The following is a 20,144-nucleotide window of genomic DNA, read 5'->3' on the forward strand; positions in this document are numbered from 1 at the left end:
GGCACAAACACGCCTTCCGAGGCCCGGCACCACCCGGACACCGACGACCTCGGCCGGCCCCGCCACGCACCGGCGGACCGGGGAGCGCGGGCCCCGCGGCGCCCCCGTTCGTGTCCTACGCGGCGTCCTCGAAGTAGTGGCCCTCCTCGATGTCGGCGATCAGCCCCGGTCGCGCGGGCGCCCAGCCGAGGCGCTCGCGGGTGAGTGCGCTCGACGCCGGGTTGTCGAGCGACACCAGCGGGGCGAGCAGGCCGAAGTGCGGGCCCGCCTCCTCGGCCGTCAGGCTCACCGCCGGCAGGCCCAGCCGGCGGCCGATGGCTCCGGCGATGTCGCGGAACGGCACGCCCTCCTCCGCGACCGCGTGCACCGGCGTGCCGGCCGGTGCGGACTCCAGGGCCGACACGAAGAGGGCCGCCGCGTCACGCCGGTGCACCGACGGCCAGCGGTTGTCTCCCCCGCCGACGAAGGCGGACACCCCGGACGAGCGGGCGATGGCGATCAGCATGGGAACGAACCCGCGCGCGTCCCCCCGGCCGTGCACGGTCGGGGCCAGCCGCACCGACGACGACCGCACCCCGCGCCCGGCCATGGCCAGGACGGACGTCTCGACCGGGAGGCGCGGCGCGGCGGGGTCGGGTACGACGGGGGTGTCCTCGGTCAGCAGCCGCCCCGGCGTACGGCCGATGACGCCCGAGGTGACCACGAAGGGCCTGCCGGTGCGCTCCAGCGCCGAGCCGATCGCCTCCACGGCCCGCAGTTCGGCACGCGCGCGGGCGGCCGCGTCGGTGGTTTCCGAGATGTGCTGGTTCGCGGCGAAGACCACGCCGTCCGCCGTCGCGGCGCCGGAGCGCAGGCCGGCGATGTCCCCGAGGTCTCCCCTGTGGACCGCGACCCCGGCCCGCGCCAGGGCCCCGGCGGAGGCGTCTGAACGGGCGAGGCCCACGACCTCGTGACCCGCCTCGAGCAACGCGCCGGCGATGGCCGACCCGACGTATCCGGTCGCCCCTGTGACGAATACACGCACGATGGAATTCCTTCTCGACTCTCGACTCGGCTCCCGGCCCGGCCCGGCTCCGCAGGCGGCGGGTTCGACACGTCGACCGTAGGAACCGCGGGGACTCCGCGTCCAAGTCCGCTTCCGCACCACCCGATACGGATCGGGTATCACGGCTACGATGCGGGCGTGCCCGTCGTCCACGTGGCACCAGTCGACTTCGACCTTCGCCTGGTGCGGTACTTCACGGTCGTGGCCGAGCACGGCAACTTCCGCCGTGCGGCGGCCGAGTTGCGCGTCGCGCAGCCCTCGTTGAGCCGGCAGGTCCAGAGCCTGGAGAAGCGGTTGGGCGTCCGTCTGCTCGACCGCACCACCACGGGCTGCCGGCTCACCGCCGCCGGGGAGGCGTTCCTGCCCCAGGCGCGGGCGCTGCTGCACGCCGCGCAGCGGGCAGCGGCGACGACCCGCGCGGCCGCCGCGCCCGGCGCCGTCACCGTCGGGTACGCGGGCGGGCTCGTCATCACCGCCGCGGTGCGCGAGCTGCGTGCGAGCCATCCCCGTGCCGAGGTCGCGACCCTGCATCTGCACTGGGGCGATGTCCGCACGGCGCTGCTCGACCACCGCGTGGACGCGGTCGTCTCCCGGGAGCCGTTCCCGGCGGGCGGGCTGCGGGTGACGCGCCTGTACCAGGAGGGCCGGGTGCTCCTCGTACCGCGGACACACCGCCTCGCGGGCAGGGAGTCGGTCACCCTCGACGACTTCGCCGACGAGCCGCTCATCCGCTACCCGGACCCCGCCTACGACGCCTTCTGGTGCCTCGACCCCCGCCCGGACGGACGCCCCGCACCCGGCGGACCGCTGGTCGGTGCGCACGCCGACAAGCTCGAAGCCGTCGCCGGCGGCCTGGCCCTCGCCCTGGCGCCGGCCGCCGGCGGCGGCCCGCCCAGGCCGGACCTGGCGGCGGTCCCCGTGCGTGGGATCGAGCCGTGCGACGTCGTGGTCGCGACCCGCAGCCGCGAACGAGACAGCCTGGTCGCGGCGTTCGTGGAGACGGCCCGAGCGCGTCTCACCGGCGGGCCGAGTGGGAGCGGGCCCGGGCCGGTTCAGGCCTGCAGGTAGGCCAGGACGGCCAGCACCCGCCGGTTGTCCTCCTCGGACTTGCGCAGCCCGAGCTTGGCGAAGATGTTGTTGCTGTGCTTGGACACGGCCTTCTCCGTCACGAACATGCGTGCCGCGATCGCGGCGTTGGTGCGGCCCTCGGCCATCAGCGACAGCACCTCGCGCTCGCGCGGGGTCAGCCCCCGCAGCGGTTCGTCGTCCTCGTGCCTGGCCAGCAGCGACGCGACCACGTCCGGGTCCATCACCGTCCCGCCGGCGGCGACCCGGCGCACCGCGTCGATGAACTGGCCCACGTCCGAGACCCGGTCCTTGAGCAGGTAGCCGACCGCGCCGGCCCGGTCGGACATCAACTCGCGTGCGTAGAGCTGCTCCACGTACTGCGAGAGCATCAGCACGGGCAGGCCGGGGACCCGCGCACGGGCGTCGATCGCGGCGCGCAGTCCCTCGTCGGTGAACGTCGGGGGCAGCCGCACGTCGACGACGGACACGTCCGGGCGGTGCGTGTTCAGCGCCCGTGCCAGGGACGGGCCGTTGTCCACCGCCTCGACGACCTCGAACCCGTAGGCCTGGAGGATCCGGATCAGCCCGTCGCGCAGCAGAGCCAGGTCCTCGGCTACGACAACTCGCATGGCAGCGACATCCTCACGTCGGTAGGTCCGCCGGCCGGGCTGTCGATGCCGACGGTCCCGTCGAACGCGCTCAGCCGCCGGGCGACACCCAGCAGCCCGGTGCCGCCGTCGAACGAGGCCCCGCCGCGGCCGTCATCGCTGACGAGGATACCCAAGCGGCCCCCGCCGCCCGAGGTCCGCTCGTACTCAAGACGGATCGCGATGCGGCGTGCGTGCGCGTGCTTGACCGCGTTGGCCAGCGCCTCGGCGACCGCGAAGTAGGCGGCCGACTCCACCGCGGCCGGCAGCCGCCCGGGGATGCGCACGTCGACCGTGGTCGGCACCGGGTTGCCGAGTGCCAGCGCCTGGATCGCGCCGTCCAGGCCGCGGTCGGCCAGCACCGGCGGATGGATGCCCCGCACGAGGTCCCGCAGTTCCGTCAGCGCCGCCGACGTCGATTCCCGCGCCTCGGCCAGCAGGCCCGCCACCGCCTGCGGGTCCTGCGCCAGCAACTGCTCGGCCAGTCCCAGGCTCATCCCGAGCGACGCCAGGCGCGCCTGGGCGCCGTCGTGCAGATCCCGTTCGATGCGGCGCAGTTCACTGGCCTGGCTGTCGACGGTCTCGGCCCGCGAGGCCGCCAGCTGCGCCACCCGCACCCGCAGCCGCGCCTGCTCGGTGGGGGCGAGCAGCGAGCGGATCACCCACGCGTTCAGCCGCGCCAGCGGCACCGCGACGGCATACCCAAGGACGAGGAGCGCCAGGCCGAGCGGGACCATGAGGAACGATGCCTCGACGCTCCCGAGGTGCACGTACGGTCCGAACGGGGTGCGGAAGACCTGCGCCGGGGTCAGGGCGAACTCCAGTGGGTACAGCAGGTAGAACACACCGGCCGCGAAGACCAGGAACGTACCGCCTGCCGTGAACCACCCGGTCACCGAGTCGACCGCGAGCCAGAGCAGGTCGCGCCATGTCGCCGGGTCCCTGAGGACCGCCCCGATCCGCGTCAGCCAGTTGCCCTGAGGGATCGGCAGGTAGGGGGAGGCGACCGGCTCGCCCGTCCACCGCCCCGCCCACGCACGGTGCCGGTCGGCGAACCACCGCACCGCCACCGTCGCCAGCAGGGTCACCGGCAGCCCGCCCCCCATCAGGATCAGCCCCGCGGCCGTGCCCCACAGCAGCAGCAGGGCGAAAGCCACCGCCGAGGCCAGCAGCAGCACCAGCGACCGGCCGAGCAGCTCCAGGCGCACCGCCAGGCGCGCGCGCAGGCCGCGGCCGGGCGGCCGGGGTGCATCCGGCGCATGACCGGTCATGAGGTGCACGTCGTCGTGGTGCGGTTCGAAATCATGCCCTCATCCTGCCGGTCCCTCCCCCCGCGCACAGTGGGGTTTTGTCCACCCCACTCGGGGTTCCACCACCCGTGTACGGGACCGGCGCTGCCAGCAGAGTCGAACACGCCGAGGAAAACAACAGCTGCTGGGAGATCACCATGACCGCGAACACACAGCGCTCGACCCGAGGACGCCGCACGACGATCGCCGTGGGCGTGGCGGCGGCCCTCACCGGGATCCTCGCGGGCTGCGGCCACGACGGTACGGCCGCCGCGTCGCACTCGGCCGCGTCACACTCCGCCGCTTCACACTCCGCCGCCTCCCACTCCGCCGCGAGCACACCGGGCCGGCCGGCGTCCGGGCTGCACATGGTCACCAACCACGGACACAAGCTCGCCTTCCACGTCACCCCGGGACACCTGCCCGCGATCGTCCTGGACGCCGGCGGTGGGAACGACTCCTCGTACTGGAAGAACATCGTCCCAGCCCTGGCCAGGAAGACCGGTTCAGAGGTCATCACCTACGACCGTGCCGGGATGGGCGCCAGCGACCCGGTCCCAGGACCGTGGAAGGCCCAGAACGCCGTCTCGGACCTGGAGGCAGGGCTGAACAAGCTCGGGGCCACCCACGACGTGATCCTCGTGTCCCACTCCGAGGCCGGGGAGATCGCCACCTACGCCGCCCGCAAAGACCCCGGCCGGTTCGCTGGGGCCGTCCTCGTCGACGCGAGCCTGCCGCAGTTCAGCACCGACACCGAGATCGCCCGGGTCGCCGCCGCCACCCAGGCACAGGTCAAGGCGATCAAGGCGAAGAAGGACACGTCCGTCACCAAGGCGGACCGCCAGCTGCTCGCCGTGGCCGACGGCTACGTCGAGGACCAGCGCGCCTACCACCGGATCGCCTGGCCCGCGAGCGTCCCCGCCACCGTCGTCGTCTCCGCGAAGACCCCGTTCCCGACCTCGCCGCCCGACGCCACGGCGTGGCGCGCCGCGCAGGCCGAGTTCGCCGGGGCCGCGCCCAACCGGACCCTCGTCACGGCGGCCCGCAGCTCCCACGACATCCCCCTGGACCGCCCCGGCCTCGTGGAGGCCCAGATCGAGGCCATGGTGAAGGCCGCCCGCTGACCGGCCCGTCCCCGTCCGGCCACCGGCTCCCCCACCGCCCCGCTTCCTGTCCTCCGATTCCCAGGAGCGCTCTGCCATGTCCGAAATCGCGCGATGGTGCTTCCGGCACCGGTTCACCGTCATCACGATCTGGATCGCGACCCTGGTCGCGGTCGCCGTCCCGTACCTGATGCTCGGCTCCGGCTACAACAACGCCTTCGACCTGCCCGGCACTGAATCCACCAAGGCCCAGAGCCTGTTGCGGGCCCACACGCCCGCGCAGGCCGGCGACAGCGACCAGATCGTCATCCACACCAGGCACGGGTCGGTCCGCGACCCCGCGGTCCGCCGCAAGGTGGCCCCGATGCTGACCGAGGTCGCCGCGCTGCCGTCCGTCGCCTCCGTCCAGTCCATGTACGGTGCGGACGGCGCCGCCCGGATCAGCCCCGACGGGGCCACCGCCTACGCCACGGTGACGTTCGACGCGCAGGGCGATCAGGTGCCCGTCGCGGACACCGAACGGGTGATCCGCACCGCCCGGTCCGTCGCCGGCCCAGATGTGCGGGTGGAACTGGGCGGCGTGGCGGTCACCGACGCGACCGGGACCTCGGCCCCCAGCACCGAGTACATCGGCATCCTGGCCGCCGGCGTCATCCTGTTCGTCGCCTTCGGCACCCTGCTCGGGATGATCGTGCCGCTGCTGGTCGCGGTCGCCGGCGTGGGCACCGGAATGATCACCGTCGGCCTCCTCTCCCGTGTCACCACCATCGGCACTATCGCCCCGACCGTCGCGGCCCTCATCGGCCTCGGCGTCGGCATCGACTACGCCCTGTTCATCGTCACCCGCCACCGCGGCGGCCTGCGGGACGGACTGCCCCCGCAGGACGCCGCCGTGCGGGCCCTCAACACCTCGGGGCGCGCCGTCCTGTTCGCCGGCGGCACCGTGGTCGCCGCCCTCCTCGGCATGCTCGTACTCGGCATCACACCCCTGACCGGGATCGGAATCGCCGCCGCCACCACCGTGCTGTTCACCGTCCTCGCCGCGGTCACCCTGCTCCCGGCCCTGCTCGGGGTGTTCGGCGGCCGCCTGATCACCCGCCGGGAACGCCGGCGCCTGGCCGCCACCGGGCCGCGGACGGCACCCGCGGGTGACGGGTTCTGGGGCCGCTGGGCCGACTTCGTCGCCCGCCGCAAGGCCGTGCTCAGCGCCGTGGCCCTCCTGGTCATCGCCGTGCTGTCCCTGCCCGCCCTGTCCCTGCGGCTGGGTGCCGCCGACGCCGGCAACGATCCCGCGGGCACCACCACGCGGCAGGCCTACGACCTGCTCGCCGACGGCTTCGGACCGGGCTCCAACGGCCCGCTGGTGCTGGTCACGCCCCTGCACGGGCCCGCCGACGCGGCCGCGCTCGGCGGCCTCGCCGCCACCATCCGGCACACCCCCGGCGTCGCTTCGGTGCGGACCGCCCCGGTCACCGCCGCGACCACACTGGGCGTCATCGACGTCGTCCCCACCGGCGCGCCCCAGGACCGGGCCACCGGCGACCTGCTCGGCCACCTGCGGCGTGACGTCATCCCCGCCGCCGAGAAGAACACCGGTCTGGAGGTCCACGTCGGCGGCGCCACCGCCACGAGCGACGACTTCTCCCACGTCCTGACCGGAAAGCTGCCGCTCTTCCTCACCATCATCCTCGCCTTCGGATGCCTGCTGCTGATGATCGCGTTCCGCAGCGTCGTCATCCCGCTGACCGCGGCGGTGATGAACCTGCTCGCCTCCGCCGCGTCCTTCGGCGTCGTCGTCGCCGTCTTCCAGTGGGGCGCGGGCTCGGAGCTCCTCGGCGCGGGCAAGGCCGGCCCGGTCGAATCGATCCTGCCGGTGATCATGCTCGCCATCCTCTTCGGCCTCTCGATGGACTACCAGGTCTTCCTGGTCAGCCGGATGCACGAGGACTGGCTGCGCACCAAGGACAACCACCACGCCGTCCGCGCCGGGCAGGCCGGCACCGGACGCATGATCACCGCCGCCGCCCTCATCATGATCTGCGTCTTCATGGCCTTCGTCTTCGGCGGGCAGCGCACGATCGCCGAATTCGGCGTCGGCCTTGCCACAGCCGTGGGCATCGACGCCTTCGTCCTGCGCACGGTCCTCGTCCCGGCGCTCATGCACCTGTTCGGCAACGCCAACTGGTGGCTGCCCGCCTGGCTCGACCGGATCCTGCCCCGGCTCACCATCGAGGGCGCACCGACTCCGGCGCCCGCCCGCGCCGTTGCGGCGGCACCGGCGGCGGACCGCGCCCTCACGCTTGCGCCGGCCCGCAAGCTCAAGAAGGACGCCCACACCCAGCCCCGCCCGAAGTCGCTGGCCACCGCCTACGTCTGGTGGTTCTTCCTCGGCCTCTTCGGAGCACACCACTTCTACCTCGGCCGCAGCCGCCTCGGCCTGCTCCACCTCGGCACGGCAGGCATCTGCGGACTCGGCTGGCTCGTCGACCCGTTCCTCCTGCCCCGCCAGGTCCGCGCCGTCAACGGCAGGCTGCCCGCCGCGCCCCCGCACCAGCAGGGCCCGCGTATCCCCACCCCGGCAGGGTGAGGTACGGATCGCCTCGGGTGCGCATACTCGACACCATGAACAAGCACGGGCTACTCGCCGACTTCCTCCAGGCACGCCGGGGCCTCCTGCGGCCCGAGGACGTCGGGCTGCCGACCTACGGCGAGCGGCGTCGCGTGCCGGGGCTGCGGCGGGAGGAGCTCGCCATGCTCGCCGGCATCAGCGCCCCCTACTACGCCCGCCTGGAGCAGGGCCAGTCGCGCAACGCCTCCCCCGAGGTGCTCGACGCCATAGCGACGGCCCTGCGACTCGACGAGTCCGAGCGCGCCCATCTCCACGCCCTGGCCCGCACGCCGAGGGGAGGCAGGACTGCGGGCCGGCCAAGGGCCGAACGGATCAACCCGGCGACCAGTGTCCTGCTGTCGGCACTCGACGGCACGCCAGCCATCGTCATGGGCCGCCGCAGTGACGTCCTGGCCTGGAACCGTCAGGGCCACGCACTGTTCGCCGGCCATCTCGACCCGGACAGCCCGGATGACCCCGGCCGGCGGCCCAACATGGCCAGGCTGGTGTTCCTCGACGCGCACACCCGCGACCTCTACGCCGACTGGCCGGCCAAGGCCGGGGCCGTGGTGGGCAACCTGCGCCTGACGGCCGGCCGGTACCCGGACGATCCTCGGCTGGCCGCGCTGATCGGCGAACTGACCATGCGGAGCCCGGAGTTCGCCACGATGTGGGCCGACCACCGGATCCAGGCCTGCGACACCGCCGACTACGAGATGCGCCACCCCCTGGTCGGCACCCTGACCGTCACGCAGCAGACGCTGCAGAGCCCGCAGGGCGACAGCCCCGCCCTGGTGGTGGCCACGGCCGCCCCCGGCTCCCCCTCGGCGACGGCCCTTGCCCTGCTCGCCCACACCACCACCGCCACTGCCACCGCCGTCGGCGCGCCGAGCGCCACCGCGCCGCAGGAGGCGGCCGGGCCGCGCCGCGGCGCCGAGCGCCCCGCCACCGACTGACGCGAGCCCCGGGCAGGGCGACAGCCGTCCGCCCGGTGCGTATCCGCCATCCGCCACAGCAGCCCCGCGGGGCTGTCCCCTGCCCGAAACCAGTGAGGAACACCATGTCCAAGCGCTCCATCATGACCACCCTGTCGGCCGTCCTCGTGGCCGCGGCGGCCCTCGGCGCCGCCGCGCCGGCCGACGCGGCGCCGGCGGCCCGCGGGCCGCTGACCGATGTGCGGATCTCCGACCACTTCGACTGGGACGCCGGCCAGATGCCGGAGAACGTCGCGCTGCTGCCCGACGGCACTGCCGACGTCACCTTCGCCGGCGCCCACCAGGTCGCGCAGATCTCCCCCCATGGTGCGACGCGCATCCTGGCGACGCTGCCCGCGCCCGCCGACGGCGGGGTCAACACACCGGTCCTCGGTTTCGCCCTGACCACGGGCATCGTCCGCACCGGCGACGGCACCCTGTACGTGCTGTACGCGACGGGCACCGCCGATCTGACGGGGCTGTGGCGGATACGTCCGGGGCACGCCCCTCGGCGCATCGCCGCGCTGCCCGCCGACGGCCTGCCCAACGGGCTGGCACTCGACCCGCACAGCAGGCAGCTCTACATCACCGACTCGGTGCTCGGCACGGTGTGGACCGTCCCCACCACCGGAGGCACACCCACCGCGTGGTCCACCGCTCCCGAGCTCTCCTCCACCGGGTTCCTCGGAGTCAACGGCGCGAAGGTCCACAACGGCGCGCTGTGGGTGACCAACCTCGACCGGGGCACGCTCCTGCGCATCCCCGTCCGCTCCCGCAACCGCGCCGGAGCGCCGCGGGTCATGGCGTCAGGCCTGGTGGGCCTCGACGACTTCGCCTTCACCGGACGCGGCAACCAGGTCGTGGCGGCGCTCAACGGCCCCAACAAGGTCGTGCGCATCAGGCCCGACGGCACGGCGACCACACTGCTGGACTCCTCCGACGGCCTGCAGAACCCCACCTCCGTCGCACTGCACGGCGACGACGTGGACGTGTTCAGCGCCGCGTACACCACGAAGACCGACCCCAATCTGCTGCGCGCGCACCTGCGCGCCGGCCGACACTGAGGCTCGTCAGCGCTGTCCTGTGACGTCCTGGGTGCCGATGACGGCGAGCAGGTCGAGGAGGCCGGCGCTGTCGGTGCCCACCGCCGGGGTGAACCACAGCAGCCGCTGCCGGCCATCCTCGCTGAACAGAGTGAGGCAGTTGACCTCGATCAGGCCGAGTGCCGGGTGGTTGATGCGTTTGCGGTCGTCGCGCCGGAAAGCCACCTCGTGCTCCGCCCACAGGGCGGCGAACTCCGAAGAGGCCCCGAGCAGGAAACCGATCATCGAGCGTGCCTCGGGGTCCCCGGCGTCCCGTCTGGCGGCGGCCGCCCGCAGGTCGGCGACGAAGGCGCGGGACTGCGCCTCGTGGTCGGCCTCGGGGTACAGCCCCCGCGCGTCGGGCTCGGTGAACCACCGGTGGACGAAGCTGGCCCGGGCGCCCCGCAGGCCGGACTGGTCGCCGAGCAGCGCCACCGCCGGCGGGTTCTGCACGAGGGTGACGTGCAGGTCGGTGATGACCTGCGCGGGCGTCGACGTCAGGCGGGCGAGCAGGTCGAGCATGCCGGGATGGACGTGCGAGGCCGCCCCGCCCGGCGCGGGCACCGGGCGGTCCGCCAGGTGGTACAGGTAGTCGCGCTCGTCGGCGGTCAGGCGCAGGGCACGCGCCAGCGCGGCGAGCATCTGCTCGGAGGGCTGGGGGCCCGCGCCGCGTTCGAGTTCGTTGTAGTAGTCGACGGATGCCCCGGCGAGTTGCGCGACCTCGTCGCGGCGCAGCCCGGGCACCCGGCGGCGCGGCCCGTGGGGCAGCCCCACATCGGCCGGGCGGATGCGCGCACGCCGCGAGCGCAGGAACGCACCCAGCTCGGCACGGCTCGCGGAATCCATGCCTCCTGTTGAACCCATACCGCCATTCTGCGGCGGGCCGGTCCGCCGACCCAGGGGATGGCGTCCCCTGGTTCAGCCGGCCGGCGGCGCGCATCGTGGACGACGAGCAGGAAACAGCGGGAGACACCCGCTCGATCGAGGAGGAGCACCATGCCTTTCGCCAACTTCAAGGTCCCCGCCGGCACCGTCACGGCCGAGGACAAGAAAAAAATCGTCGAGCGCACCACGGACCTGTACGCGGAGATCTACGGCGAGCGCGCCCGCGCCACGACCGTCGTCCTGGTCGACGAGGTCGCCGACGGCGGCTGGGGCGTCGCCGGCAGCGTCCTGACGGCCGCGATGCTGAGCGGCGACGCGTGAGGCCGGCACGCGAGCCGGCCCAGGGGTGGGCACGCGTGCCGCCGTCTTGCCGTGAGGCGTCGTCATCCGCTCCCGGACAGCACGTGCCCGTGCGACACCCTTCGCAGGGGCGCATCACGCGTCAGGGACAAGCGGGTCATGTAGGTGAACGCTGGACTGCACTGTGAACCGTGACAGGAGGTGACGGTAATCGCCGCGAGGGTGACGGGTCAACCCCGCGGCCGAGGCCGACCGCAGTCCCCCGCTTGCGGCGAACGGCCCGTGGCCTGCGCCTTGTCGGCAAGCTCGCGATGTTTGGAAATGTTTCCTTGTTTTGAGTCTTGACCCCAAAACCAACACGACAGCAAACTGTGCCCGTCTCCCCTCGCTGGGCGAAGAGCACTGTCCTGCCCTTCCGGCGTTTCCGTGACGAGTACCGCCTCTGCCCCAGACATGTCAGCGGAGCAGCGCCTGCCGCTGCGCCGCAACGAGACGAGGAGCACTCATGACCGGAATCGACCGACGCGGCTTCATCACCGCCGCGGGCCTCGGCTCCGCCGCCCTGGCCCTGCCGCTGACCGGCGCGGCGGGGACGGCGAGCGCGAGCCCCGGCCGGCCGCGGCCCCTGAAGGCGACGGTGAAGGCCTCCGGCGCCTGGCAGGTGTCCGTCCGGGAACTCGGCTGGAACTTCGGCGGCTCCGTCGGCTCGGCGGCGACCGGCATCGCCACCAGAGCGGGCTCCGACGCCCTCGGCCGGTACACCGAGACCACGTTCACCTTCGAGAGCGGCGCGCGCAGGGGCGGCATCCGGGTCTACCGGGACGCGTCGTCCGTCGTCTTCACCGACACGTACGTCAAGCCGGGCGCCAACGGCAACCCGTTCCCGACCTTCACCCGCTACCCGGATCTCGGGTACCGGTTGAGCCACAGCGACTGCTTCGGACGGTTCCAGTTCAACACCTTCTCGGGTGCGTCGGACAGCCCGTGGGTGTTCTTCGACTCGTCGGGCAACACCTTCGTGCTCTCGGCGGCGAACCACTTCCAGGAGGCGCAGACCAGCCAGGGCGCGGACGGCTCGATCGCGGCGGGCGTGATCAGCTCGGTCGCCACGCTGCCGGCCGGCTACACCCGGCAGACGATCCTGTCGGCCTCGGACGGCGTCGGCACCGCGCACCGAGCCTGGGGCACCGCGCTCACCAGGCTCGCGGGCAAGCCGCTGCCGGCCAACGACGCGGGCGTCGTCCTCAGCACCCTGGGCTACTGGACCGACAACGGCGCCGACTACTACTACACGTACGAGCAGGACAAGGGCTATACGGGCACACTGCTCGCCGTCCGCGACGAGTGGGCGTCCCAGAAGATCCCGATGGGCTACATGCAGCTCGACAGCTGGTGGTACCCCAAGGGCCCGAACGCCGACTGGAACGACCTGCCGGACGGCACCTACCTGTACGAGGCGGACAAGGAGCTGTTCCCGGACGGGCTGTCCGCGTTCCGGAAGAAGCTGGGGATGCCGCTCGTCACCCACGCCCGGTGGATGGACAAGTCGAGCCCGTACCACGGCCAGTACGCGATGTCGGACAACATCGTCACCGACCCGGCGTACTGGCAGCACACCATGGACTACCTGCGCGACAGCGGGGTCGTCGTCTACGAGCAGGACTGGCTCTGCAACAACGCCAAGCCCGCCGAGAACCTGGGCGACGCGGACGCGTTCTTCGACAACATGGCCCACCACGCCGCGGGCGACGGTCTCGACATGCAGTACTGCATGGCACTGCCGCGCGACTACCTGCAGTCCGTCCGCTACCCCAACCTGACGACCATCCGCGTCAGCGACGACCGCTTCGACCGTCCCAAGTGGGACATGTTCCTCTACGACTCGCAGCTCGCGGGCTCGCTCGGGGTGTGGCCGTGGGTGGATGTGTTCATGAGCGGAGAACTCAACAACCTGCTCCTGGCGAACCTTTCGGCCGGCCCCGTCGGCGTCGGGGACTCGCTGGGGAAGATCGACGCGGGCCACCTGTTCCAGGTGGTGCGCCCCGACGGGATCATCGTCAAGCCGGACGTGCCCATCGTCCCCACCGACGCCACGTACGTCGGCGAGGCGGCCGGGAGGATGCCCGCCATGGTGGCGTCCACGCACGTGGACCACTCCGGCCTGACGTACCGCTACGTCTTCTCGTACGCCCGGCAGTTCACCACGCCCGGGACGACCTACCAGGCGGAGGACGCGACCCTCTCGGGAGCGGTCGTCGGCCGGGACAACTCGGGTTACACCGGCAGCGGGTTCGCCGACTACCAGCACGCCGACGGCGACTACGTGGAGTGGACGGTGCAGGCGCCGGCAGCGGGCACCTACACCCTCCAGTTCCGCTACGCCAACGCGTCGTTCACCGACCGACCGCTCGCGGTCGCGGTGAACGGCGGCGACGCACACACCCTGTCGTTCCCGTCGACCGGCTGGTGGACGTCGTGGAGCGTCGTGGGGACGACCGTCACACTGAACGAGGGCGCCAATACCGTACGCGCGACGGCGACCGGTTCGAGCGGCGGCAACATCGACTGGCTCGGCGTCACACGGGGCTCCGTGCCGACCGGCATGTCACAGAAGACGTCGTTCACCCTGAAGGAGCTGGGCACGACCGGACGGGCGTACGTCTACGACTACTACGCGGGCACGGGCCAACTGGTCACCGGGGGCGGCCGGGTGAACGCCACCGTCGAAGACGGCACCTACTGGATCGTCGCGCCCGTGGGCCACTCCGGCATCGCCTTCCTCGGCGACGCGGGCAAGTTCGTCGCGCACGGCACCAAGCGCGTCGAGCACCTGCACGACGACGGGCACGTGCACGCCACGATCGCGTTCGCGGCGGGCGAGGGCCCGGTCACCCTGCACGGCTACGCGCCGCGCAAACCGCACGCCAGCGCCACCACGGGCAGCGTCGGCCCGGTCGAGTACGACGCGAGAACACACCGCTTCACGGTCACGGCGACCGCGGCGGCGAACGACAGGGCCACCGTCACGATCAGGCCCTGACGGCAGGGCCCGGCCGGCCACGGCGACTCGCCGCCCGGCTCTCCGGGTTCGATGCGGGCGCACCACCGGCCCACGCCCACACTCGTCACCGCCGGCGCGGCCCGTGACGCAAGGGACCCCGGCCCGGACGTAGTCCGGGCCGGGGTCCCGACAGTGCCTGCTTCAGCGTGCCGATGCCGGAGACAACTCCTCCAACAACTTGACCAGAGTGTTGGGCGAGGCCATACCCAGGTCGTCGCGGGAACTGCGAGTACCGAACGCGTAGATCAGGCTGGGCTCCATGTCCACGATCCGGTGGCCGTCCGCCTTGATCATGTCGATGTTGCGCTGGACCGCCGGGTTGGCGAGCATCAGCGGGTTCATGTTCGGCGCGAGCAGGACTGGCACGTGCGCGCAGACGATGGTCGCGGTCAGCAGGTTGTCGCAGCGCGCGGTGGCGACCGCGGCGAGGGTGTTGGCGGTGCACGGTGCCACGAGTATCGCGTCGGGCCACAACGAGAGGGCCACGTGCTCCGCGCTGACCCAGTCCGCATCGTTGTAGACGCCGCCGGGTCCGAGCGCCCTCCAGGTGTTCTTGGGGACGATCCGGTCCGCCGCGTCAGTGAGTACGATCCGGATCTCCGGATTCAGCCGCTCCCTGAACTCCTCAAGGTATGTGCTCATGCTCATGAGCCCGGCCGAGCCTGTCAGGCCGAGCAGGAGCCGCATCCGCCTGCCCTCTGCGGGCTTCGACGGCTGTCGGCCGGTCGTGGGTGTCGTCATACCTTCACCTCGATGTCCTCGACGTTTCCGCTGGGCGGCGCTCCCGGGGCCACGCTGCCCCGAGCCACCCTGGCGAATGCGACGGCCACGCACGGCGCTGCGACCAGAGCCGATATCAGGAAGATCCCGCGCGGGTTCCACCACAGGACGGCCAGCGAGGCCGCGACGAAGCCGAGCACGTTGGCGAAGTTGTCCACCATCGTGTCGATGCCCTCGACTCGTCCGAGGTAGGCGGCCGGGATCCTGCTCATGTAGAGCGAGCTGACAGCGACGTTGTAGGGCGCGTTGGACAAGGCGCTCACGGCCACGCCGACGCCCAGTACGTAGATGTTCGGAGCGGCGCCCATGACCACTTGGGCCACACAGAGTCCGAGCATGGACAGGGCCATGATCCTGCCGAGATGGGTGGATTTGGCCAGCGCGGTCATCGCGAGGGCCGCCACCACGGCGACGGCGCCGTTGAGCGAGTAGATGTAACCGAGCGAGGACGGGCCCAGGGCCAGGCTCCGGGCGATCAGGAAGATCAGCCCGTAGTTGGTACAGGCGGTCAGGAAGGCCACGCCGTACGAGGCGAACAGCAGGGAGCGGATCGGCGGGTTCCGCAGGATGATCCGGGTACCGTCGACGAAGGCCGCCCAGGGCTTCGCGTCCGGCGTCCCGTCTTCGCCGGCGGCCTCGGCAGGCCCCGCGGCGCCGTCCCCGTCGGCGTTCCCAGCGGCCCCGACCTGGGCGTGGTTCAGTTTCCGGCGCAGGATCCACAGGATGACCGCGGACACGGCGAAGGTGCTGCTGTCGATGAGGAATGCCCAAGCGGCCCCGCCGAACGCCAGAGTCACCGCCGCCAGCGAGGGCCCGGCGATCTGCACCACCCACTGGCCGGTCTCCATCAAACCGTTGGCGCGCGGCAGCCGGTCCTCCGGCACGAGCCTCGGCAGGAGCGCGAACGAGGACGAGGAGAAGAACACGCCGACGCCGTTGCCCACCGCGACCAGGGCGAGCGCCCACGCGGCGTTCCCCGCGACGGCACATCCCGCCAGGCCGAGGCCGACAGCGAAGCGGATGAGATCCGCCACCACGAGCACGGAGTACTTGTCGTAGCGGTCGGCGATGACACCGGAGACCCCGCCCAGCAGCATGCCCGGCAGAGTGGCGAGCAGCACGACGAGCAGCCGGGCGCCGATCGAGCCGGAGGTCGTTTCGAACAGCCAGACGTTGACGGCCAGAAGACGGAAGGAGTCGCCGAGCATCGATACGGCGAAAGACGCGTAGAACAGCCCGAAAGCGCGGGGCATCCGTACCGCGCCGGGAACTCTCATCCTCATGTTCTCTCTCGCTGCCTTCGGCCGATCTTCCTCTCCGCCACTGCCTCGCCGAGCGCCGAGAATCCGGCGAGCAATTGCTCGAGGTCAGGGACCCCGCCCATATGCCCACTGCCGGGTGGGCGAACCATCGGCGGTACCGTGACCCGGTCCGCGACGACGGCGATCACGGCACGGTACATCCGCTGGTCCCCGGATCGTGAGCACTCGTCGACCAACTCACGAGCCATCACTGCCAGTTCCTCCTCCTCGCAGTCGCCGGCGAGAGTGAGGAAGAGCGCCCACAGGAGCGGGGTGCGCGGATTGCGCAGCAAAGTGCGTTCCCGCAACGCCGAGACGGCCGCGGCGAAGCGCCGCACACTCCACGGCCTGGCCATCGACCCGGCGCCGCGTGTACGTGCCGCCTCGATCCGCAGCAGGACCACGAGATCACCCTCGGAGCGCGGGTCCGCCAGATCGAACCGCTGCAGATAGGCGTTCCGGGGGTCCACAGCCGCAAGTATCTCCGCGGCGTGCAGCATCCCCGCGGCCACCGACCGCGGGAAGTCGGCGACGACTTCCCGCGCGAAGGCGAGCGCGCCGACCGGGCCGGTCGCGTCGACCCGAAGACCGAGCAGCCCCGCCTGGGAGCGGTACCGCAGCACCCCGAGCGCGCGCTGCGCCACCTCGTTGCGGGCCCGGTCAAGGGGTCTGACGTCGAGGCCGAAAAGGTGACGGGTCCGCACCGGGCGTCCCAGCACCAGGTCGTAGCAGGCCCGATAGGCACTGTCGGCCTCGTCGGCGTCCTGTCGCCGCAGCAGTTCGATGCGGTTCACACCGCTCTCGAGCCCGTACTCCACGTTGTCCGGGTGCCGCGCCGCGAGCCGGTTCGCCAGCCTGATGGCCAGCTCCATCAGCTCTGCGGCCCGGTCGGGCGAGCCGGACGCCACGAGTCCGAACGCGAGACGGTTCGCCGCGGTGAACCAGGCACGTGGCGGGGGTGGTTCGCTGCCCGCGGTCAGCTCGCGCGCCGGTGCGTAGTGATCGGACCAGCAGGAGGGGCCTGGGTCGGCGTCCGTGAGGAACGTCCAGGGGGCGTACGTCATGGCGCGATGCCTCCACGCTCCGTCAGAGGCTCCCCGAGGGCCATCGCGGCCAGCGGGAACTCATCCCCGCGCAACCTCATGAGGGAGGACGTCGCGCCGGTGTCCACGGCCGTGGTGATCCAGGCGCCGATACCGAGTGACTCGGCGTAGAGGGCCGCGTTCTGCATCGCGTGTCCGGCGTTGGTGTAGGCGTCCAGGTACCCCCGCGGATCGCGGTACTTCCACGCCAGACGCTCCGTGGCACACACCGCGACAAGGATCGCCGCGCTGGCGTGCACCATGCCCTGGCGCGCCAGGCAGACGTCGAGCTCCTCGTCACCGAAGCGCAGCCCGGTGTCGACAAGGGTGTCGCGGTAGTCGTCGTAGTAGTAGATGCCGCGGGGCAGGCCCGGCACATCGCGAACGGCGGCGTAGGCGTCTATCTCGTGCCTGCCGCCGGAGCTCGGGTAGCTCTTCAACGGGAGAACGCCGAAGTAGTCGGCGTCGGTCGTCGCACGGACCCGGAAGGTCTCGCTGACGAGCTCGCCAAGAGCCGCGAATGGCAGCGGGCCACCGGTGAACTCCCGGCGGGTGCGGCGCGCGGCGAACAGGTCCGCGACGGTGGAGTCGCCGTGATGGCCGGCCAACTCGAACTCGGCGGCGTTTGCGTGCGCGGTGTACCGGGCCGTGCGCTCGGGCCTCGGTTCGGGGCGACCGACCTTCTCGAGCCAGATATCCGTTTCATCGTGGAGAAACCTGGTTCGATGGGCGCGGTTGTGGAACAGCCAAGTGGCGGGCCCCCAATAGTTCCAGGGAGTGGGCAGCGGTTGCGCCGAGCCCTGCCCCTCGTGCGTCGCGCGCTGCAGGATGTCCAGCTCTACCAACCGGTCGACAGCGCCTGCCCCGGCCTTCTCGGCGGCCAGTTCCGCGGTATCCACCGGCGTCCTGGCTCGGTAGAGAATGTCCATGACCACCGAGGAGGTCCGTACGGAATATCCCCATGCGGGGTGTTCCATGCGCAGTCCGCCGGGGTCCACGGTGACCACGAGGCCCGGTTTCGTCACAAGCATCAAGAGGATCAGCCACACTCTCGGTTCGCCGCGAGCGCCCGCCGGACGGCGACATCGATCCGGTCCGCGAAGTTGTGCTTCATGCTGGGGCACTGCGCTTGTCCCTGGGCGCGGCTGAGCGCGCATGCTCCGCCGCACACCGGCAGGAGCGAGCACGATCGGCACGGCGGGGACTCGATCACCGTGGACCAGGTCATATCGGCCATCAGCGCTCCATCCGGACGGGCTTGCGCGCCGGCCTGCGGGCGGCGCCCGAGCGGGACAAAGACCGGTGCCGGCGGCCGAAGCGCGAGTTCCGGACAGTCGTACACGGTTCCCTGTGGATCTATCGTCTCCGTACCCCGATGGCCGGCGCTGCACGGCTCATCGGCGAGGTCGGGAAGGGGAAGGAAGTTCACGTCGAGGTCGACGGCCAGGTTGAGCCATTCGATCTCCGCCTCGGCGAAGGCGCTGACGGCCACTTCGTACGCGTCGGTCCCGATGCCCCACTGATGAACCGGAGCGATCTGGATGGCGGGACCGCGGTCGCCGCACAATCCACGTGCGGCCAAGTCACGAAGATATTCCGTCACATGCGGCAGGGTCTCCATGGTGACATTGGTCCGGATGATGAACTGGCAGCTCTCGGACCAAGGCTCCGCGAGGGCCCCACTCACACTGTCGAGAATTCGGTCGTACGTGCTGGCCCCGTTCTTCATTTTGCGCGAGAGGTCATGAATACGCTGCGGACCGTCCACGGTGACATCGACCCTGGTAACACCCGCTTCACCGATCAGTCGCCGCAGCAGGGAAACGGAGAACAGGGATCCGTTGGTGGTCAATTGGGAGCGGTACTCGACTGCCTGTTTCCGGGCCTCGGCCATCAGCCGGGATGCGATCGAGAACAGTTCGGCCTTGGCGAGGAGGGGCTCACCGCCGAACCAGTCGATGTTCACGACACGGGTCGCCGGATCCCGGATGACCGCGACGACACGCGGTACGACCAGCTCTTCGTAACGCGTCTTGAGCGAGTGGCCGTTGTGGTTCTGACCACAATAGTCACAGCCCATGTTGCAGGCCGGGGTAGGCATGAGGATGAACGTACGGGTCGACAGATCCTCTGAAGCGCGCTGAAGCCCATGCAGGAAGGCGTCGGCCCGGCCGATGTCGGTGAGCAGACCTGCGCGCGCCAGCGCCGCCGTTTGTGCAGGGGTCGGCGCCACATCGGGGCTGTCGAGAGCGTCAGCGACCGACGTCGGCAGGAGATAGAGGCCGGCCGTCGTCGTGTCGAACGCCCCGCGCACAGGCCTGCCTTCCGCCGACTGGAAGACCCGACGGCCAAGCAGGACAAACTTGGACCGAGATGCCACGGAAACACTCCTTCCAGTCGGGCGGGAGCAAGGTTGATCAGCAGACGTTGACCTTGTTCTTCGCCAGGGAGGTCGACATCTCGAGTTCGACCTTTTCGATGGCCACGAACTCTTCGTCGTCGGAGGTCTCGTTCTCGCCCTCGATGACGACCTCTTCCAGAACCACGTTCTCCATAGTTCCTCCATGAGTGTTCGGACATGCCTTACATGCCTGACCGGACATCAACGGTATAGAGGTTTACATGTCCCCGTCAATACCAGGTGCCGCATCACGTTCATATAGAAATGCAAGCGATTTCCGGAAAGACTGAAATACGGTGCATAGATCCCGTCGGGCCACTTTTTGCATGGTTCAGGAATTCGGAGTCCACAGATCCGCTTGAGCCCCTGGTCATTGATCCGAAACGGCGGCGGCGAGCCGTCGCAGGCCATCTCGTACATGCCGCTGCTGCGCTGGGCTGGTCACGGAGATCCGAAGAGATCAGTCAAAAGACTTGTAACTACCCACCGATTTTGCCCATCCCCATGCGGCGGCCCAG

Annotated in this window: 17 protein-coding genes; 7 read left to right on the plus strand and 10 right to left on the minus strand. The window is 71.1% G+C overall.

Annotated features, from left to right (window positions below; translation table 11 throughout):
* Positions 1 to 115 precede the first annotated feature (115 nt).
* A complete protein-coding gene (locus IH48_RS0102375; RefSeq protein ID WP_030898395.1) occupies positions 116 to 1,024 on the minus strand; it encodes an SDR family oxidoreductase in 909 nt (302 codons plus the stop codon).
* 159 nt (positions 1,025 to 1,183) lie between these two features.
* Between IH48_RS0102375 and IH48_RS0102380 the strand changes: the two genes are divergently transcribed.
* On the plus strand, positions 1,184 to 2,113 hold the full coding sequence (locus tag IH48_RS0102380) for a LysR family transcriptional regulator (protein WP_037840791.1): 930 nt from the start codon (positions 1,184 to 1,186) through the stop codon (positions 2,111 to 2,113).
* Here IH48_RS0102380 and IH48_RS0102385 read toward each other — a convergent pair.
* Both IH48_RS0102385 and IH48_RS0102390 read right to left on the minus strand, forming a co-directional pair.
* A complete protein-coding gene (locus tag IH48_RS0102385) occupies positions 2,098 to 2,742 on the minus strand; it encodes a LuxR C-terminal-related transcriptional regulator (RefSeq protein WP_030898398.1) in 645 nt (214 codons plus the stop codon). The genes IH48_RS0102380 and IH48_RS0102385 overlap by 16 nt on opposite strands.
* On the minus strand, positions 2,727 to 4,031 hold the full coding sequence (locus tag IH48_RS0102390; protein ID WP_078849464.1) for a sensor histidine kinase: 1,305 nt from the start codon (positions 4,029 to 4,031) through the stop codon (positions 2,727 to 2,729). The genes IH48_RS0102385 and IH48_RS0102390 overlap by 16 nt, the downstream gene beginning before the upstream one ends.
* A 176-nt stretch (positions 4,032 to 4,207) precedes the next feature.
* Between IH48_RS0102390 and IH48_RS0102395 the strand changes: the two genes are divergently transcribed.
* The 4 genes from IH48_RS0102395 (at position 4,208) to IH48_RS0102410 (ending at position 9,798) form a co-directional block, all read left to right on the plus strand.
* Positions 4,208 to 5,173, plus strand: coding sequence for an alpha/beta fold hydrolase (locus IH48_RS0102395; protein WP_030898404.1), 966 nt, complete (start codon positions 4,208 to 4,210; stop codon positions 5,171 to 5,173).
* A gap of 76 nt (positions 5,174 to 5,249) precedes the next feature.
* A complete protein-coding gene (locus IH48_RS0102400) occupies positions 5,250 to 7,739 on the plus strand; it encodes an MMPL family transporter (RefSeq protein WP_158710226.1) in 2,490 nt (829 codons plus the stop codon).
* A 35-nt stretch (positions 7,740 to 7,774) separates the two neighbouring features.
* Entirely contained in the window at positions 7,775 to 8,716 is a 942-nt protein-coding gene (locus tag IH48_RS0102405) for a helix-turn-helix domain-containing protein (RefSeq protein ID WP_030898410.1), read from the plus strand.
* Positions 8,717 to 8,820: 104 nt separating this feature from the next.
* A complete protein-coding gene (locus IH48_RS0102410; RefSeq protein WP_030898412.1) occupies positions 8,821 to 9,798 on the plus strand; it encodes a hypothetical protein in 978 nt (325 codons plus the stop codon).
* A gap of 6 nt (positions 9,799 to 9,804) precedes the next feature.
* On the opposite strand, the gene IH48_RS0102415 is transcribed toward IH48_RS0102410, so the two are convergent.
* A complete protein-coding gene (locus IH48_RS0102415) occupies positions 9,805 to 10,662 on the minus strand; it encodes a helix-turn-helix transcriptional regulator (protein WP_030898415.1) in 858 nt (285 codons plus the stop codon).
* 150 nt (positions 10,663 to 10,812) lie between these two features.
* Here IH48_RS0102415 and IH48_RS0102420 point away from each other — a divergent pair, with 150 nt between their 5' ends.
* On the plus strand, positions 10,813 to 11,022 hold the full coding sequence (locus tag IH48_RS0102420) for a 4-oxalocrotonate tautomerase family protein (protein ID WP_030898417.1): 210 nt from the start codon (positions 10,813 to 10,815) through the stop codon (positions 11,020 to 11,022).
* Between the two features lie 484 nt (positions 11,023 to 11,506).
* A complete protein-coding gene (locus tag IH48_RS0102425) occupies positions 11,507 to 14,041 on the plus strand; it encodes a carbohydrate-binding protein (protein ID WP_030898419.1) in 2,535 nt (844 codons plus the stop codon).
* A gap of 162 nt (positions 14,042 to 14,203) precedes the next feature.
* Here IH48_RS0102425 and IH48_RS34210 read toward each other — a convergent pair whose 3' ends face one another.
* The 6 genes from IH48_RS34210 to IH48_RS36125 all read right to left on the minus strand — a co-directional run bounded on the left by IH48_RS34210 (position 14,204) and on the right by IH48_RS36125 (position 19,780).
* Complete coding sequence (locus tag IH48_RS34210) at positions 14,204 to 14,803, minus strand: flavoprotein (RefSeq protein WP_030898422.1); 600 nt, start codon at positions 14,801 to 14,803, stop codon at positions 14,204 to 14,206.
* On the minus strand, positions 14,800 to 16,125 hold the full coding sequence (locus IH48_RS0102435) for an MFS transporter (RefSeq protein ID WP_037840796.1): 1,326 nt from the start codon (positions 16,123 to 16,125) through the stop codon (positions 14,800 to 14,802). Before IH48_RS0102435 ends, IH48_RS34210 begins: the two co-directional genes overlap by 4 nt.
* Positions 16,122 to 17,207, minus strand: a complete 1,086-nt coding sequence (locus tag IH48_RS0102440; protein WP_030898428.1) for a hypothetical protein — start codon at positions 17,205 to 17,207, stop codon at positions 16,122 to 16,124. The genes IH48_RS0102435 and IH48_RS0102440 overlap by 4 nt, the downstream gene beginning before the upstream one ends.
* The gene (locus IH48_RS0102445) at positions 17,204 to 18,154 is read right to left on the minus strand and encodes a SagB/ThcOx family dehydrogenase (protein WP_158710227.1); all 951 of its coding nucleotides are present in this window, start codon (positions 18,152 to 18,154) and stop codon (positions 17,204 to 17,206) included. Before IH48_RS0102445 ends, IH48_RS0102440 begins: the two co-directional genes overlap by 4 nt.
* 110 nt (positions 18,155 to 18,264) lie before the next feature.
* Complete coding sequence (locus tag IH48_RS0102450) at positions 18,265 to 19,605, minus strand: radical SAM/SPASM domain-containing protein (RefSeq protein ID WP_030898434.1); 1,341 nt, start codon at positions 19,603 to 19,605, stop codon at positions 18,265 to 18,267.
* A 37-nt stretch (positions 19,606 to 19,642) separates the two neighbouring features.
* Entirely contained in the window at positions 19,643 to 19,780 is a 138-nt protein-coding gene (locus IH48_RS36125) for a hypothetical protein (protein ID WP_158710228.1), read from the minus strand.
* Positions 19,781 to 20,144 lie beyond the last annotated feature (364 nt).

The sequence above is a fragment of the Streptomyces sp. NRRL F-5126 genome, from assembly GCF_000721265.1.
In the GTDB taxonomy this organism is placed as follows: domain Bacteria; phylum Actinomycetota; class Actinomycetes; order Streptomycetales; family Streptomycetaceae; genus Streptomyces.